The following is a 13,600-nucleotide window of genomic DNA, read 5'->3' as shown; positions in this document are numbered from 1 at the left end:
ACCGGCGCTGGGGCGCACGGCGTGCTCAAGCGCAACGACGTGGCCGGGAAGAGCGGCACCACAAACGGAACGAAAGAACTCTGGTTCTCGGGGTTCGTGCCCTCGCTGGAAACCACGGTCTGGATGGGCTTTGACCAGCCGGGTCCGCTGGGCGCGTACGAGTTCGGCAGCGGCACGGCTCTCTCGACCTGGCTGGCGTATATGCAGCCCATGCTGGCGAACGTGCCGCAAACGCCCCCGCCGCCCATGCCGCAAGGCCTGATCCAGGCCGACGGCGACTACTACTTCTCCGAATATCCGCCGGGCCAGAACGTGGCCTCGCTGGACCTGGGCGTCAATCAGGCCACGAACCCCGACGGAACGCCCGTCACCAACGACAGCGACGTGCTCGGCGGCTTCCTCAACAAGATGTGGTCGAATATCAGCAAGGGCCCGAGCGCCAACCGCATCGAAACTCCGCCGGTCCCGCATTGACGCGGGAATCGGCTCAGGCGCGCAAGGCGGCGTAGGCCGTCATCAGGTGATAGGGCGTGGTCGACGGCATGTCGGCGCGCATCAGGGCGCCGTCTGCTGCGATGACTTCGCGCCAGCCCTGCGCATGCAGGAAGCGCTCTTTGAACCGCGCCAGTTGCCGCGCCAAGGCCTCGTGCTCTCCGGCCAGCGCCAGATAGCGCGCGTATTCGGTCTGCGCCCAGATGCGCTCGGTAGCTTCGCGCATGCCGCCGCGCAGATCCAGCGCGGCGCAGACGCCCGCCGTGTCGGGCGCCACGCCTCGCGCGCGGGCCCATAGACAACCACGCGTCACGGCTGCCGGCAGGGCCAGCCCTTCGTACACGCGCGGCGCGTTCTGCAGCAGGGAATACCATTCGAACTGATGGCCGGGCTCGATGCGGTTGTCCGCCGCGCCCAAGGGCAGTTCGGCGATGCATTGCGCATCCGGGTCGAGAAAGCGGCGCGCGATGCCGTCGGCGATGCGGCGCAGCGCCTGCTCGAACCACGCGGGCTCGGCCACGCCGGCTGCGGCCTGATAGGCCTCGGTCAGGTGCATGATGGGATTCTGCTCGGGGCCTCTGACGGGTTGCCCGTCCGCCGAGAGCGCCGCGTAATACAGGCCGTCGCCGTCGCCAAAGCGATCCTCGACAAGACGCGCCGTCGCCAGCATGTGCCGCAGCGCCCGCTCGTCGCGGCTGCGCTCGAAATACGTCGCGCAGGCCAGCACCAGAAAGGCGTGGGTGTAGAGATCCTGCGTAGGGTCCAGCGCCCGCCCCTGCGCGTCCACGCTGAATAGCCAGGCATCGCGCTCCCGGTCGTGGAAATACCGCGGCAATGCATCGAACAGGCGCGCGGCATGGGCTTGCGCCGCGTTGCCCGCCGATTGCGCATAGACAAACAGTTGGCGTGCGCAGGCCATGGCCCGGTAGCGCACGTCGGGCAACGGCGCGCCCGATTGATCCAGCGCCTCGTGCGGCAAACCCATGCGCGCGTCGAAACCGGCCCCCAGCCACAGGGGAGCGACGACGGTATCGAAGTGGCGGTGCAGATCGGCCGCGGTATCGGCCCAGACAGACGGTGTCATGGATTAATGATGGATGGCGGCCGGATCGGCCATGCGCAAAGCCAGCAAACCCTTGTCGGTGACGCGCAGACTGCCGTCTTCGGCGTCTTCGACGCAGCGCAGAACCCGCAAGGCCTCGACGATGTGATCGGGCACGGATCCGCCGGCTTCGTTCGGCGCGGCGAGCACGCCCAGCCAATAAGCCAGCTCGCCTTGCTGGATGCGAGGAATGCTCATGACGGCCCCTTGAAGATGAAAAACGACTCGGCGAAGTGCCGCGGCTGCAGGCAACCGCTCGCCGATGCTTCAGCCGGGCCAGGACCTTGAATCATACCCGCATGCGCAAACTCGCAGATCCGCAGGCGCGACTGCGTAGCCCGAAAAAAAACCTCCCGCTGCAACGCGGGAGGTTTTCGGGGCCGGTCGGCCCGTATCAGCGGCTGATGGACTCGAGCGAACGGCCTCGCGTCGCAGGGCCCAGCAAGATCATGACAATGCCCACCATCATCGAAACGCCGATGAAGGCCGCAACGCCCGGCACGCCGTAGTGATGCAGCAGGATGCCGATGACCAGCCCCGCGAATGCGGCGGAGATTCGGCTCCAGGAGTAGACAAAGCCCACCGCGCGCGCGCGGATGCGGGTGGGATACACCTCGGCCTGATAGCCGTGGTAGGCATAGGACATGATGTTCGATGCCAGCGTGAAGAGCACGCCCAGCACGACGAGCAACGGCGGTGCCGAGGCCATGGAGAAGAGGACGATGACGATCGCCATCACCAACAGGCCGCCGACGATCTGCGTTTTGCGCTCGAACTTGTCGGCGAACAGCACGCCGAGCAGGGGTCCGAACGGGTTGGCGATGGCGATGATGAAGGCGTAGGCCAGGCCTTGGGTGACATGCACGCCGCGGTCGATCAGCAGCGTAGGCACCCATGCCGCGAAACCGTAGAAGCCGATCACCTGGGCCATGTTGAAGATGGACAGGATGATCGTGCGCTTGAGGTAAGGCGCGCGCAGCACCTCACCCAGCGTACCGCGCTCGGCCTTCTCGGATTGCACGGCGGACAGGTCGGGCGGCGACAGCTTGATGCCCTTCTCCGCTTCGACCCGGCGCTCGATCTCGGCGACGACCTGCTCCGCTTCCTCGACGCGGCCGTGGGTCGACAGCCAGCGCGGGCTCTCGGGGATATGGCGACGCATGAACCACACCGCGATCGCGCCGACCGAGCCGATCAGGATGATCACGCGCCAGTAAGCCAGGCCGAAGGGCTGGGTATCTTTCATGGCATAGGCCATGAACGCGATGACCGGCACGATGCTGAAGGTGATGCATTGGTTGACCGCATAGGCACGGCCGCGCTCGCGGCTGGGGATCAGCTCGGAGATGTACGTGTCGATGGTCACCAGTTCGACGCCCAGGCCGATGCCGGCGATGAAGCGCCAGACGTTCAGCTCGAGCCCGGTGGTCTGGAACGCCATGACGGCGGTGCAGACCATGTACCAGATCATGGACCAGGTGAAGATGACCCGGCGGCCCATGATGTCGGCCAGCTGGCCGGCAAAGAGCGCACCCACCCAGAGGCCGGCGAAGGTCGCGAAGACGAAGGTGCCGAAGCCCGCCACCTTGATCGGCCCCAGGGCCGAGAAAAAGCCCAGCGATTCGGGCTTGAACAGGCCAGCCCCCACCATGCCCGGCGCGACATAGGCAGTGAAAAAGAGATCGTAGAACTCGAAAACGCCGCCCAGCGAAAGCAGCAGCACCATCGTCCAGACCGTGCGCGAAGACGGTAGACGATCAAGCCGAGCCGCGATTTCGGCCGATTTATCCGTGGACATGTAGTCTCCTCGTATTGTGATGTAGTTAACTTCGCAGCTTGCCGCACACATGCTGACCGAATACTGAATAAAACCAGGGGATGGCTCTAGGGGTTCGCATTGATTGACAAGCGCGTGGAATAAAAAATCGAACTTAACGCTCTCTTAATCCAGGCCGTGCAGAATCGCGGACAAGCAAATTCGAACCGGATGCGGCGCTGGAAAATTTCCGGAAAAAACGCACGCTATGCCGATTCGGCAACGACATGAGGGAGCCCCATGAAAACCCACGAAGAATCTTCCTACGACCGCATGACCATCGTCCTGCACTGGCTCACCGCAGGGCTTGTGCTGTTTCAGTTCGCGCTTGCGATGATCTGGGATTTTTTCCCCAGGTCCGAGCGTCAGGTCATCATCGTCGCGCACACCTCGTTCGGCATCGTGCTGGCCGCGGTGCTCCTGGCGCGACTGCTATGGCGTGCGACGGCGGGCCGTCGACTCGAACACGGATCGAGCCTGCCCGACCGGGCCGCCAAGGCGGCGCATCATGTGCTGTACGCGCTGCTGGTGGCGGTCGTCGTGTTCGGCGTCCTGCTGCGCTGGTCCGGCCATAGTCCGCTCAGCTTTTTCGGCCTGGTCATCGCTTCGCCCTTCGGCCCGATGCCGCATATCGCGCACGAGATCATCGGCGACCTGCACGATTTCGCCGCCTGGTCGATCATTGTGATCGCCATGGGCCATGCGTGCGCCGCGCTGTTCCATCACTACATGCTGCGCGACGGCGTCCTGCAGCGCATGCTGCCGAACCTTGCCTCGCCCGCGAGACGCGTGGGGCGTTATGCGCAAGAAGGCGCGACCAAATAATCGGCGAGCGATCGACGCAAGCGCGCACGGCCGGCGCAGGTGCGAGGGTCACGCCTGGCGGCTCGCGCCGACCAGGCTGGACAGATGACGCAGCCGGCGGGCCAAAGCCTTGGACACCACCAGCCCGGCCGGATCGTCGCCGCGGCCGATTGCCTCGCTTGCCCGCAAAAATGACGCCGTGCTCTGCGCCACCACCTCGCGTTCGTTATCCGAGGTGATGATGTGATAAGAATCATCGAGCCATATGGTGCGCAGAAACCCGGAGCCCAGACGACCGGCAACATACTGGGCATTGCGCGGATGAGAAGTCTCGTCGTCGATGGCATGGACGATGAGGCAATCGTTCTTGATGCTCGTCAGGTGCGCGCGCACGCTGTCGGCCAGGCGCCGCGCTTCGCGCAGCGCCGTCAGCGAGAGCGTGGCAGGCCCCGCTTCGCTCAGTTCCCCGCGCTCCATCGCGCGCCTGACTTTGGCGCGCAGGGCCTCGTTGCGCAGGCCGTAAGGCTCAGACTCGCGATAACGCCACGCACGTCGCAAGGGCGTGTAGTACGCCAAGTGCAGCAGGAAGCGATACCACGGAACCGCCCAGCCGTCATAAGACAGCGTCAGGGACAACAGCACCAGTGCGCGCAGGTTCGGGCGGCGATGAGCCAGCGCCAAGGCCAAGGCGGCACCGATCGACAGGCCGCAGACCGACACATGTGCATGACTCTGCGCCAACCTATCGTATTCGAGCACGGCGGCGTCGACCCAGTCATGCATGGGGCGCTCGGGGGTTCCTGCGCTGTAGCCGTTCAGCACCGGCACACTGACGCTAAAGCCCTGGGCGCGCAGAAACTTGGCCAGATAGCGCATCTCCAGCGGCGAGCTGGAGAGCCCGTGCAGCAGCAGGACCGCATGCGGTCCCCCTTCTTGATGAAATAGGGCGGGCACGGTGTTCATGCCTGCTCCTGGACGCGCAGCACCAGAAAATCGCCCGCGTGGGTGACGAAGCGTTCGCACACGCACTCGACGCGCGCGTGAGCGTCCTCGCCGCGACGCAAACGCACCCACAGGCGCCCCGGCATCAAGGCGCCGCCGCGCAAACGCCGCAGGTCGTCCGAGTCCAGCTCTGCGAAACGCGGCCCCGGGGCAATCTCGTTGGGAACCGGCAGGCGGATTCCCGGTAACGCCGCGCGCTCGCCGCCGCCGGCGCGTTCCAGCGCCTGAATGAGCACCAAGTCCCTGTTGTACTGCGCCAGATGCAGCACCAGCCGGTGCGTCTCGTCGACGGCGCGGCGCGCAATCGCGCGCTCATTATCGTCGCGCAGCACCATTTCATAGCGCGACTGCGCCACCAGGGCAAACAGCTTGGCGCGAAACTCGGCGCGACGCAGGCGCTCTATGAGCACGATGACGACCGACGTGATGAGCGGATAGCTCACGGCCAGCTCGATGTCGCGCTGCGTAATGGTAAAGACCTGGAAATACGGCGGCACAAACAGATAATCGGCCAGCCCCAGGCCCAGCAACATCGCCACCAGCGCAGGCGCCAGGCCGTAGTAGTACTCGATCAGGGCGGCCGCAATGTAGAAGACGCCGGCCGGCATGACAGATCCAAGCACGGGATGCAGCAGCAGCCGGATCAGGACCGCCCCCGACAGAATGGCGGCGGCGGCCAGCCAGACCCGCGGGCCGCGCTGCGCCCATCGTCTTGCGTTACGTACTTGCATGGCTTGGATAGGTGCGTTTTTCTTATTAGTTTGCCTCAGCTTCGGCCGACAAAATATAGCCGATTAACGCAGCAACCTGCGCGGCGCGGATCCAAACCCAGGAGGCGGGCCGCGCCGCGTGGAACACCGTTGACTTAGGTCAACACACGCCCGCGATGTTCGGCGCACGCTTGCGGTACGCGGCAAGCGCGGCATGTCCGCCATGCCTGTCCGGCCATGTTCGGCCGGTCCTCGATCCCGCCGCTCGCGCGGCTCCTGCGTGAAGAGGCAGCCCCTTTGTCCGACTCAAACATCCTCCCGCAATGGCCGGCCGGCGTGCACGCCCCCGGCCTGAGAGCCGCGCAAAGCCTGATCCATCCAGGTTGCGTCATTGTTTGCCTGCATGGAGAAAGGCATGACGGTTAACCCGAACCCTCGGCGCCAGGATGAGGAGCAGCGCTCATGATCCGCGCCAAGCCGCATGTGGTCGTGCTCGGCGGCAATTTCGCCGGGCTTGCCAGCGCGCAGAAAATTCGCGAGTACGCGGGCGACGGCGTGGAGATCACGCTGATCGACCGCAAGGACTATCTGCTGTTCGTGCCCAATATCCCTACCGACGTGATCGAGAATCGCGATCCTTCCCTGCACCAGCGCATGCAACTGCGGCCGGCGTTGGCGAACGATGACATCCACTTCATCCAGGCCGTGGTGGAACACGTGGATATCGACGGCAGAAAAGTTCTCTTTCTGCCGTCCGAGCGTCCGGGCGAAGCCTGCGAGTCGTTGCGCTACGACTACCTCGTGATCGCCCTGGGCGCGCATCTGGCCTATGACCGCCTGCCCGGGTTCGCCGAGCACGGGCATACCGTCTCGGATCTGCTTCATGGCGAGCGGCTGCGCCGGTACCTTTTCGAGGGCGGCTACAAGGGGGGACCGATCGTGATCGGCGCGGCGCACTTTCACCAGGGAGACGGCGCCGAGGGCCTGCAGCCCTACCCCGGCGGCAGCATCCCCTATCTGAAAGCGGCATGCGAGGGCCCGATCCTGGAGATGACGACGGCGATGGCGAACTGGCTCACCCGCTCGGGCCAGGGAACGCCGGAGAAAATCACCGTATTCACCCCCGACGAAATCATCGCGGCAGACGCCGGCGTGAAGAATGTCCAGGCGTTCCTGCAGATGGCCACGGGCATGGGAATCCACTACCGCCACAACATGCCCGATATTGCCCGGCTAACCGCCGAGGGCGTCGAATTTGTCGGCGGCGAAACGCTGGAGGCGGAGATCAAGCTGATCCTGCCCGACTGGGTAGCCCACGACTGCCTGCGTGAGCTGGCCATCTGCGACAGCATGGGTTTCATCAAGACCAATCTGCTGATGCGCAATCCCGAGCATCCGGAAATTTTTGCCGCCGGCGACTGCGCCGCGGTCACCGTGCCGAAGATCGGCGGCATCGGCCACCAGGAAGCCGAAATCATCGGCAGGCAGATCGCGCTCGACCTGGGCCGCATGGATGCCCAGGAGGCCAATCACCCGCTGCAGCCGGTCACCTTCTGCATCGGCGATATGGGCGAGGGCAAGGCGGTCTATGTGCGCTCCAACAGCTGGTTCGGCGGCCAGGACGATGTGCTGAAGATGGGGCGCGTTCCATACCGGCTGAAGATGAGCTACCGCGACTTGTTCTTCCTGACCCACGGCAAGGTTCCGGGCTTTGGCCTGAACCTGGCGCAGTTCGCGGTCGAAAGCGTTTTCTGATGAACGCCGCTGCTTCTTTCCCGCAAGCGCAGGAGTTCCACGTCAGCCTCAGGGTGACCGATCTGGCCGCGAGCACGGCTTTCTACACGGCGTTTTTCACGGCCCCGCCCAAAGACACGACGGCGCGCTACAGCACGTTCCTGATTCCGCATCTGCATCTGAACCTGGTGCTGCTGGTCAATGACGGCCAGCAGCCGCTCGATACCTACAGCCTCTATCATCTGGGGCTGGGCGTGGCCGACAAGTCGCAAGTGATCGCCGCCTATCATGCAGCGCTGTCCATGGGGGCGCCGATCGTCAAGCCGCCGCGCACGACCTGGCGCGGCACGCCGTTGCACGAACTATGGCTGCGTGATCCCAGCGGCTATCTGATCGAGGTTTATGCGCGCCTTACCGCCGACGAACTGGCGCAGATGCCGGCCGATCAGGAGCCCTGCTTTCTCGTGCCCGGCACCCGGCCTGCCGCTGAGCGGCACGCAAGAATCACGTAGAGGTCACGCAAATAAAATAAGGGAGTTAGTGACTACCATCACTAACTCCCTCGATACTGCTGGTCGGGACGGCGGGATTCGAACTCGCGACCCCTTGCACCCCATGCAAGTGCGCTACCAGGCTGCGCTACGCCCCGAAAGAACGAGACTATATCATAATTTGCGGGCTGTGCTCAAACCACGCGGCTCACGCATCGGCTTTGGTCGCATCGCTCAGCAGTTCGGCGATCTGCGTCAACTCTGTACGCAGCGCCTGCAGCTCGCCCGAACTCAGGCGCACGGCGGCATCCGGATCGTTGACCACGGTATCGCCGCGCGTATCGCCCAGCCGATTGCGCGCGCCGCTGATGGTGAAGCCCTGCTCGTACAGCAGCGAACGAATGCGGCGGATGAGCAGCACTTCGTGGTGCTGGTAATAGCGTCGATTGCCGCGGCGCTTGACCGGCTTGAGCTGGGTGAATTCCTGCTCCCAATAGCGCAGCACGTGCGGCTTGACGCCGCATAGGTCGCTGACTTCGCCGATCGTGAAATAGCGTTTGGCAGGGATGGGCGGCAGCGCGACGTCGGTATTTTCAGGACGGGTCATGGAAGGGATTATGCCTCTTCGTCAAGACCGGGTTCGCCTTCGGCGGGGGCCTGCTCGACCACGCTCTTGAGTTTCTGACTGGCGTGAAATGTGACCACGCGCCGCGCCGCGATGGGGATGGTCTCGCCCGTCTTGGGGTTGCGTCCCGGGCGCGGCGGCTTGTCGCGCACCTGGAAGTTGCCGAAGCCCGAGAGCTTGACCGAATCGCCGCGGGCCAGCGCCTCGCGGATTTCCTCGAAGAAAGTATCGACGATGTCCTTGGCTTCGCGCTTGTTCAGGCCGACCCGCTCGAAGAGCAGTTCGGCCAGTTCGGCCTTGGTGAGAGTGCGCGGTTCGGCGAGCATTTGATCCCCTCTGTTCTTGTCGATGCGTGCGTCGGATCAGTCCCGCAGCCGCGCGCCGTGCGCAGCCGACAGGGCATCCAGCAAGTGTGCCATGCATTCGGAGACGCGCGCTTCGTCCAGCGTGACCTCAGTGTCTTGCAGCCAGAAGCGGAAGGCAAGGCTTTTCTCGGTCGGGATTTGCGCCCCTCCTTGGCCGCCCTGCGGCTTCTCGCGCCACACGTCGAACAGGCGCGCGTCGCGCACCACCGACAGCTTGGCGTCGGCCTTGACGGCGCGGGCCACGGTATCCAGCAGCGCCTGGGCGGGAGTGTCGGCCTTGACCCACAGCGCCAGGTCGCGCAGCACCACGGGCTGGCGCGAAATCTCGCCCACCGCGGGCATGACGCCCGCCTGCAAGGCGGCAACGTCCAGCTCGAACACTACCGGCGCGTGCGCCAGTTCGGCCTGCTGTGCCCAGCGCGGATGCAGCTCGCCGATCCAGCCGACGGCCTGGCCGTCGAGCTCGATGCGGGCGCTGCGGCCCGGATGCAGCGCGGGATGCTTGGCTGCGGTAAAGCGCAACGCGCTCGCGCGCACGCCGAACAGCGCTTCGACGTCCATCTTCACGTCGAAGAAGTCGACCTGACGGGAGGCCTCGCCCCACTGCTCGGCCACGGCCGGGCCCCAGGCGGCGCCGGCCAGGCGCATGGGCTGGTTCACGCCGGCCACCGACAAGGGACCATCGGCAACCGCCGCGTCGCGCAGGAACACGCCGCCTAGCTCGAACACGCGCACGCGCGTCTGCTTGCGGTTGGCGTTGTGGCGGATATTGGCGACCAGACCTGCGATCAGGCTCGAACGCATCACCGACATATGGCTGGCGATGGGGTTGAGCAGGCGCACGGGCTCTTCGTTGCCGGCGTAATCGCGTTCCCAGTCGGCTTCGACGAAACTGTAGTTGACGACTTCCTGGTAGTCGCGCGCGGCGACCAGGCGGCGCAGCGCATGCGGGCCGCGATGGTTCTCGGGCTCGGCGCGCATCTTGGCGCGGGCCATGGGCGGCACGTCGGGAATGCTCTCGAAACCGTGGATGCGGGCCACTTCTTCGATGAGGTCTTCTTCGATGTTGATGTCGAAGCGGTAGGAAGGCGGCGTGACGATGAAGTCGTCACCCTCGCGCGTGAACGGCAGGCTCAGGCGCGTGAAGATGTCGGCGACCTCCTCGCCCGCGACCGGCACGCCCAGCACGCGCCGGCAGCGCGTCAGGCGCATGCGCACGGGCTTGCGCTCGGGCAGCGCGAGCACCTGGTCCTGCAACGGGCCGGCCTGGCCGCCGCAGATCTGCAGGATCAGTGCGGTGATGCGTTCCAGGTGTTCGGGAATAGTGGCGTAGTCCACGCCGCGCTCGTAGCGGTGGCTGGCTTCGGAACTGAACTTGAAGCGGCGCGGCCGGCCGGCGATGGCCTCGGCCCACCAGAAGGCCGCTTCGACGAAAATATTCTGCGTGTCCAGCGTGACCGAGGTGCCTTCGCCGCCCATGATGCCGGCCAGGCTCTCGACTTGGCCAGCCGCGGTGATCACGCCCACCGTCTCGTCCAGCGCGATGGTCTGGCCGTTGAGCAGTTCCAGGTTTTCGCCGGCACGGCCCCAGCGCACTTCGAGTTCGCCCGGCACCTTGTCCAGGTCGAACACGTGGGTGGGACGGCCCAGCTCCAGCATGACGTAATTGGAGATGTCCACTAGCGCCGAAATCGAACGCATGCCGGCCCGCTCCAGGCGCGTCTTCATCCAGTCGGGCGATGCGGCGCGGGCGTTGACGCCGCGGATCACGCGTCCGGCGAAGCGGCCGCACAGGTCGGGCGCACTCACTTTCACGGGCAGGCGGTCGTCGATGGTGACGGCCACGGGCGCCATCTCAGGCAGATGCATCGGCGCGCCGGTGAGCGCGACCACTTCGCGCGCCACGCCCAGAATCGACAGGCAGTCGGCACGGTTGGGCGTGAGCTTGAGCGTGAAGACCATGTCTTCCAGGTCGAGTGCCTGGCGGATATCGGCGCCTGGAACCAGCGACTCGGGCAGGATCATCAGGCCGCTATGGTCCTGCGACATGCCCAGTTCGCGGGCCGAGCACAGCATGCCGAAGGACTCGACGCCGCGCATCTTGGCCTTGCCGATCTTCATGTCGCCGGGAAGCCGGGCGCCGATACGCGCCAGCGGCACGGTGATGCCGGCCGCCGCATTGGGCGCGCCGCAGACGATCTGCAGCAGCTCGCCCGAGCCGTCGTTGACCTTGCACACGCGCAGCTTGTCGGCGTCCGGGTGCGGGGCGATGTCTTCGATGCGCGCCACCACCACGCCGGAGAACGGCGGCACGGCGGGCTGCAGGTCGTCGACCTCGAGGCCGGCCATGGTGAGCGCGTGCGCGAGTTCGTCGGTGGACAGCTCGGGATCGACCAGCGAACGCAACCAGGATTCGGGAAATTGCATATCAGCTCTTTCTCTTTATTCGTTGAACTGGCGCAGGAAGCGCAGGTCGCCTTCGTAGAACTGGCGCAAGTCATTGACGCCATAGCGCAGCATGGTCAGGCGCTCCAGGCCCGAGCCGAAGGCAAAGCCGATGTAGCGCTCGGGATCGAGCCCGAAGTTGCGCACCACCTGCGGATGCACCTGGCCCGAACCCGAGATCTCCAGCCAGCGGCCCTTGTTGGGGCCGGACGTGAACATCATGTCGATCTCGGCCGAGGGTTCCGTGAAGGGGAAGAAGGACGGTCGAAAGCGCACCACCATGTCGTCGCTCTCGAAGAAGCAGCGCAGGAAATCGGTGTACACGCCCTTGAGGTCGGCGAACGAGATGTCCTCGGCTATCCACAGGCCTTCGACCTGGTGGAACATGGGCGAGTGCGTGGCGTCGCTGTCGACCCGGTAGGTGCGGCCCGGAGCGATGACCTTGATCGGCGGGTTGTCCTTGTGCATGCGGGCGTAGCGCACCTGCATGGGGCTGGTGTGCGTGCGCAGCAGCAGCGGCTGGCCGTCGCTGCCGTTCATGTCGACGTAGAAGGTGTCCTGCATCGAGCGCGCGGGATGGTCCGGCGGGCTGTTCAGGGCGGTGAAGTTGGTCCAGTCGTTCTCGATCTCGGGGCCGCTGGCCACGTCGAAACCGATGGAGCGGAAGATCTGCTCGACCCGTTCCCAGGTGCGGATCACCGGATGGATGCCCCCCGGCAGCCTGCCGCGGCCGGGCAGCGTGACGTCGATGGTCTCGGACGCCAGGCGCGCATCGAGCTCGGCCTGAGCCAGGCCGGCGCGGCGGGCGTTCAGGAGCCCTTCGATCTTCTGCTTGGCCAGGTTGATGCGGGCGCCGGTATCGCGCTTCTCTTCGGCGGACAGCGCACCCAGGCCCTTGAGCAGCACCGTCAGGGCGCCCTCTTTACCCAGAAAGCGCGCCTTGGCGTTTTCCAGCGCGGCGTTGTCTGCAGCCTGCGCGAAACTTTGTTCAGCCTGGGCAACCAGGTCGTCCAGCGATGTACTCATAAGCGTCGCAAAACTTGTCGGATCGGTGGGCAAGGCCTCGGAAGACCTGGAAAAACAAATGGGGCTGGAGATCGACCCCAGCCCCATCTGAGGCGCGGCGCGCGATCAGGCGCACCGGTTTGCTGCATGCCTGGGCGGCTTAGGCGCCCAGAGCGGCCTTGGCCTGCTGCACGATGGCGGCAAAGCCGGCCTTGTCGCGCACGGCCAGGTCGGCCAGCACCTTGCGGTCCAGTTCGATCGCAGCCTTTTTCAGGCCGGCGATGAACACGCTGTAGCTCATGCCGTTTTCACGCACGGCGGCGTTGATACGGGTGATCCACAGGGCGCGGAAGGTGCGCTTCTTGTTGCGGCGGTCGCGGTAGGCGTATTGGCCGGCACGCATGACCGCCTGCTTGGCGATCCGGAATACATTGCCGCGGCGGCCACGATAGCCCTTGGCGGCGTTGATGACTTTTTTGTGACGGGCACGGGCGGTAACACCACGTTTAACGCGAGGCATGGTGGTCTCCTATCAAGCGTAAGGCATCATCGCGCGCACGGACGCGACGTTGGTTTCGTGAACGGCGGCCGAGCCACGCAGCTGGCGCTTGTTCTTGGTGGTCTTCTTGGTCAGGATGTGGCGCTTGAACGCCTGACCGCGCTTGATCGATCCGCTGCCGCGAACCTGAAAGCGCTTGGAAGCGCTTTTCTTGGTTTTCATCTTGGGCATGATGCTTTTCCAGTTGAACTACCCTTCGGGCCGCATCGGCGACCGTGGGGTCGGTGAATATTGTGGTCGGGTGCCCGGGCTTGCGCCCGAGACTTGCGGCAGCCGGGTTCTTTTCAGATCGCCCGCCCACCTACCTGAGCCACATCGAATTTCCCGGCGCAAATCCGGGAAAGCCTTTGATTATATGGCAAAAATCCATTGAAAGACAATCCCGCAAATTGCCGAGGCGCCCATGCCACAAAAAGCAATGCGGCCCCATTAATTTGCGGCCGCGCATCC

14 protein-coding genes, 1 tRNA gene and 1 pseudogene are annotated in these 13,600 nt (G+C 65.0%); 4 read left to right on the top strand and 12 right to left on the bottom strand.

Annotated elements, in window-relative coordinates; translation table 11 throughout:
- Positions 1 to 474 (top strand): annotated as a pseudogene (locus tag ACTHJ1_RS00290) (penicillin-binding protein); the annotation flags it as partial.
- Between the two features lie 13 nt (positions 475 to 487).
- Here the strand turns inward: ACTHJ1_RS00290 and ACTHJ1_RS00285 are convergent.
- From ACTHJ1_RS00285 to ACTHJ1_RS00275, 3 genes are all read right to left on the bottom strand, one after another.
- Positions 488 to 1,576, bottom strand: a complete 1,089-nt coding sequence (locus tag ACTHJ1_RS00285; RefSeq protein ID WP_440186244.1) for an AGE family epimerase/isomerase — start codon at positions 1,574 to 1,576, stop codon at positions 488 to 490.
- A 3-nt stretch (positions 1,577 to 1,579) separates the two neighbouring features.
- The gene (locus ACTHJ1_RS00280) at positions 1,580 to 1,792 is read right to left on the bottom strand and encodes a hypothetical protein (RefSeq protein WP_440186242.1); all 213 of its coding nucleotides are present in this window, start codon (positions 1,790 to 1,792) and stop codon (positions 1,580 to 1,582) included.
- A 196-nt stretch (positions 1,793 to 1,988) separates the two neighbouring features.
- On the bottom strand, positions 1,989 to 3,392 hold the full coding sequence (locus ACTHJ1_RS00275) for an MFS transporter (RefSeq protein WP_440186240.1): 1,404 nt from the start codon (positions 3,390 to 3,392) through the stop codon (positions 1,989 to 1,991).
- 258 nt (positions 3,393 to 3,650) lie between these two features.
- On the opposite strand from ACTHJ1_RS00275, the gene ACTHJ1_RS00270 reads away from it, so the two are divergent.
- Complete coding sequence (locus ACTHJ1_RS00270) at positions 3,651 to 4,235, top strand: cytochrome b (protein ID WP_440186238.1); 585 nt, start codon at positions 3,651 to 3,653, stop codon at positions 4,233 to 4,235.
- A 48-nt stretch (positions 4,236 to 4,283) separates the two neighbouring features.
- On the opposite strand, the gene ACTHJ1_RS00265 is transcribed toward ACTHJ1_RS00270, so the two are convergent.
- Positions 4,284 to 5,177: an alpha/beta hydrolase gene (locus tag ACTHJ1_RS00265; RefSeq protein WP_440186236.1), complete on the bottom strand. Its 894-nt coding sequence runs from the start codon at positions 5,175 to 5,177 to the stop codon at positions 4,284 to 4,286.
- A complete protein-coding gene (locus tag ACTHJ1_RS00260; RefSeq protein ID WP_440186234.1) occupies positions 5,174 to 5,947 on the bottom strand; it encodes a DUF4118 domain-containing protein in 774 nt (257 codons plus the stop codon). Before ACTHJ1_RS00260 ends, ACTHJ1_RS00265 begins: the two co-directional genes overlap by 4 nt.
- 441 nt (positions 5,948 to 6,388) lie before the next feature.
- On the opposite strand from ACTHJ1_RS00260, the gene ACTHJ1_RS00255 reads away from it, so the two are divergent.
- The gene (locus ACTHJ1_RS00255; protein WP_440186232.1) at positions 6,389 to 7,681 is read left to right on the top strand and encodes an NAD(P)/FAD-dependent oxidoreductase; all 1,293 of its coding nucleotides are present in this window, start codon (positions 6,389 to 6,391) and stop codon (positions 7,679 to 7,681) included.
- A complete protein-coding gene (locus tag ACTHJ1_RS00250; RefSeq protein WP_440186230.1) occupies positions 7,681 to 8,172 on the top strand; it encodes a VOC family protein in 492 nt (163 codons plus the stop codon). Before ACTHJ1_RS00255 ends, ACTHJ1_RS00250 begins: the two co-directional genes overlap by 1 nt.
- Positions 8,173 to 8,232: 60 nt before the next feature.
- Here ACTHJ1_RS00250 and ACTHJ1_RS00245 read toward each other — a convergent pair.
- The 7 genes from ACTHJ1_RS00245 to rpmI form a co-directional block, all read right to left on the bottom strand.
- Positions 8,233 to 8,309 (bottom strand) — tRNA-Pro (locus ACTHJ1_RS00245).
- A 50-nt stretch (positions 8,310 to 8,359) separates the two neighbouring features.
- Positions 8,360 to 8,758 (bottom strand): MerR family transcriptional regulator, encoded by a 399-nt coding sequence (locus ACTHJ1_RS00240; RefSeq protein ID WP_440186228.1) that lies wholly within the window; start codon positions 8,756 to 8,758, stop codon positions 8,360 to 8,362.
- An 8-nt stretch (positions 8,759 to 8,766) separates the two neighbouring features.
- Positions 8,767 to 9,102, bottom strand: a complete 336-nt coding sequence (locus ACTHJ1_RS00235) for an integration host factor subunit alpha (protein ID WP_440186226.1) — start codon at positions 9,100 to 9,102, stop codon at positions 8,767 to 8,769.
- A 36-nt stretch (positions 9,103 to 9,138) separates the two neighbouring features.
- Positions 9,139 to 11,568: a phenylalanine--tRNA ligase subunit beta gene (gene pheT, locus ACTHJ1_RS00230; protein ID WP_440186224.1), complete on the bottom strand. Its 2,430-nt coding sequence runs from the start codon at positions 11,566 to 11,568 to the stop codon at positions 9,139 to 9,141.
- Between the two features lie 15 nt (positions 11,569 to 11,583).
- Positions 11,584 to 12,612 (bottom strand): phenylalanine--tRNA ligase subunit alpha, encoded by a 1,029-nt coding sequence (gene pheS, locus ACTHJ1_RS00225; RefSeq protein WP_440186222.1) that lies wholly within the window; start codon positions 12,610 to 12,612, stop codon positions 11,584 to 11,586.
- 139 nt (positions 12,613 to 12,751) lie between these two features.
- Positions 12,752 to 13,111 carry a 50S ribosomal protein L20 gene (gene rplT / locus ACTHJ1_RS00220; protein WP_440186220.1) on the bottom strand — a complete coding sequence of 120 codons (360 nt, stop codon included), beginning with the start codon at positions 13,109 to 13,111 and terminating at the stop codon, positions 12,752 to 12,754.
- Between the two features lie 12 nt (positions 13,112 to 13,123).
- On the bottom strand, positions 13,124 to 13,321 hold the full coding sequence (gene rpmI, locus ACTHJ1_RS00215) for a 50S ribosomal protein L35 (RefSeq protein WP_019939775.1): 198 nt from the start codon (positions 13,319 to 13,321) through the stop codon (positions 13,124 to 13,126).
- Positions 13,322 to 13,600 lie beyond the last annotated feature (279 nt).

It is taken from the genome of Bordetella sp., assembly GCF_051960075.1.
Taxonomy (GTDB): domain Bacteria; phylum Pseudomonadota; class Gammaproteobacteria; order Burkholderiales; family Burkholderiaceae_B; genus Bordetella.
The sequence above is the reverse complement of the archived record's forward strand: the minus strand, read 5'-3'. Positions and strand labels throughout refer to the sequence as shown.

Coding starts and splice junctions, on each gene's coding strand:
- ACTHJ1_RS00285 (WP_440186244.1), bottom strand. CDS start 1,576: ATGACACCGTCTGTCTGGGCCGATACCGCGGCCGATCTGCACCGCCAC.
- ACTHJ1_RS00255 (WP_440186232.1), top strand. CDS start 6,389: ATGATCCGCGCCAAGCCGCATGTGGTCGTGCTCGGCGGCAATTTCGCC.
- pheS (WP_440186222.1), bottom strand. CDS start 12,612: ATGAGTACATCGCTGGACGACCTGGTTGCCCAGGCTGAACAAAGTTTC.
- ACTHJ1_RS00250 (WP_440186230.1), top strand. CDS start 7,681: ATGAACGCCGCTGCTTCTTTCCCGCAAGCGCAGGAGTTCCACGTCAGC.
- ACTHJ1_RS00240 (WP_440186228.1), bottom strand. CDS start 8,758: ATGACCCGTCCTGAAAATACCGACGTCGCGCTGCCGCCCATCCCTGCC.
- ACTHJ1_RS00280 (WP_440186242.1), bottom strand. CDS start 1,792: ATGAGCATTCCTCGCATCCAGCAAGGCGAGCTGGCTTATTGGCTGGGC.
- ACTHJ1_RS00275 (WP_440186240.1), bottom strand. CDS start 3,392: ATGTCCACGGATAAATCGGCCGAAATCGCGGCTCGGCTTGATCGTCTA.
- ACTHJ1_RS00260 (WP_440186234.1), bottom strand. CDS start 5,947: ATGCAAGTACGTAACGCAAGACGATGGGCGCAGCGCGGCCCGCGGGTC.
- ACTHJ1_RS00265 (WP_440186236.1), bottom strand. CDS start 5,177: ATGAACACCGTGCCCGCCCTATTTCATCAAGAAGGGGGACCGCATGCG.
- ACTHJ1_RS00235 (WP_440186226.1), bottom strand. CDS start 9,102: ATGCTCGCCGAACCGCGCACTCTCACCAAGGCCGAACTGGCCGAACTG.
- rplT (WP_440186220.1), bottom strand. CDS start 13,111: ATGCCTCGCGTTAAACGTGGTGTTACCGCCCGTGCCCGTCACAAAAAA.
- ACTHJ1_RS00270 (WP_440186238.1), top strand. CDS start 3,651: ATGAAAACCCACGAAGAATCTTCCTACGACCGCATGACCATCGTCCTG.
- rpmI (WP_019939775.1), bottom strand. CDS start 13,321: ATGCCCAAGATGAAAACCAAGAAAAGCGCTTCCAAGCGCTTTCAGGTT.
- pheT (WP_440186224.1), bottom strand. CDS start 11,568: ATGCAATTTCCCGAATCCTGGTTGCGTTCGCTGGTCGATCCCGAGCTG.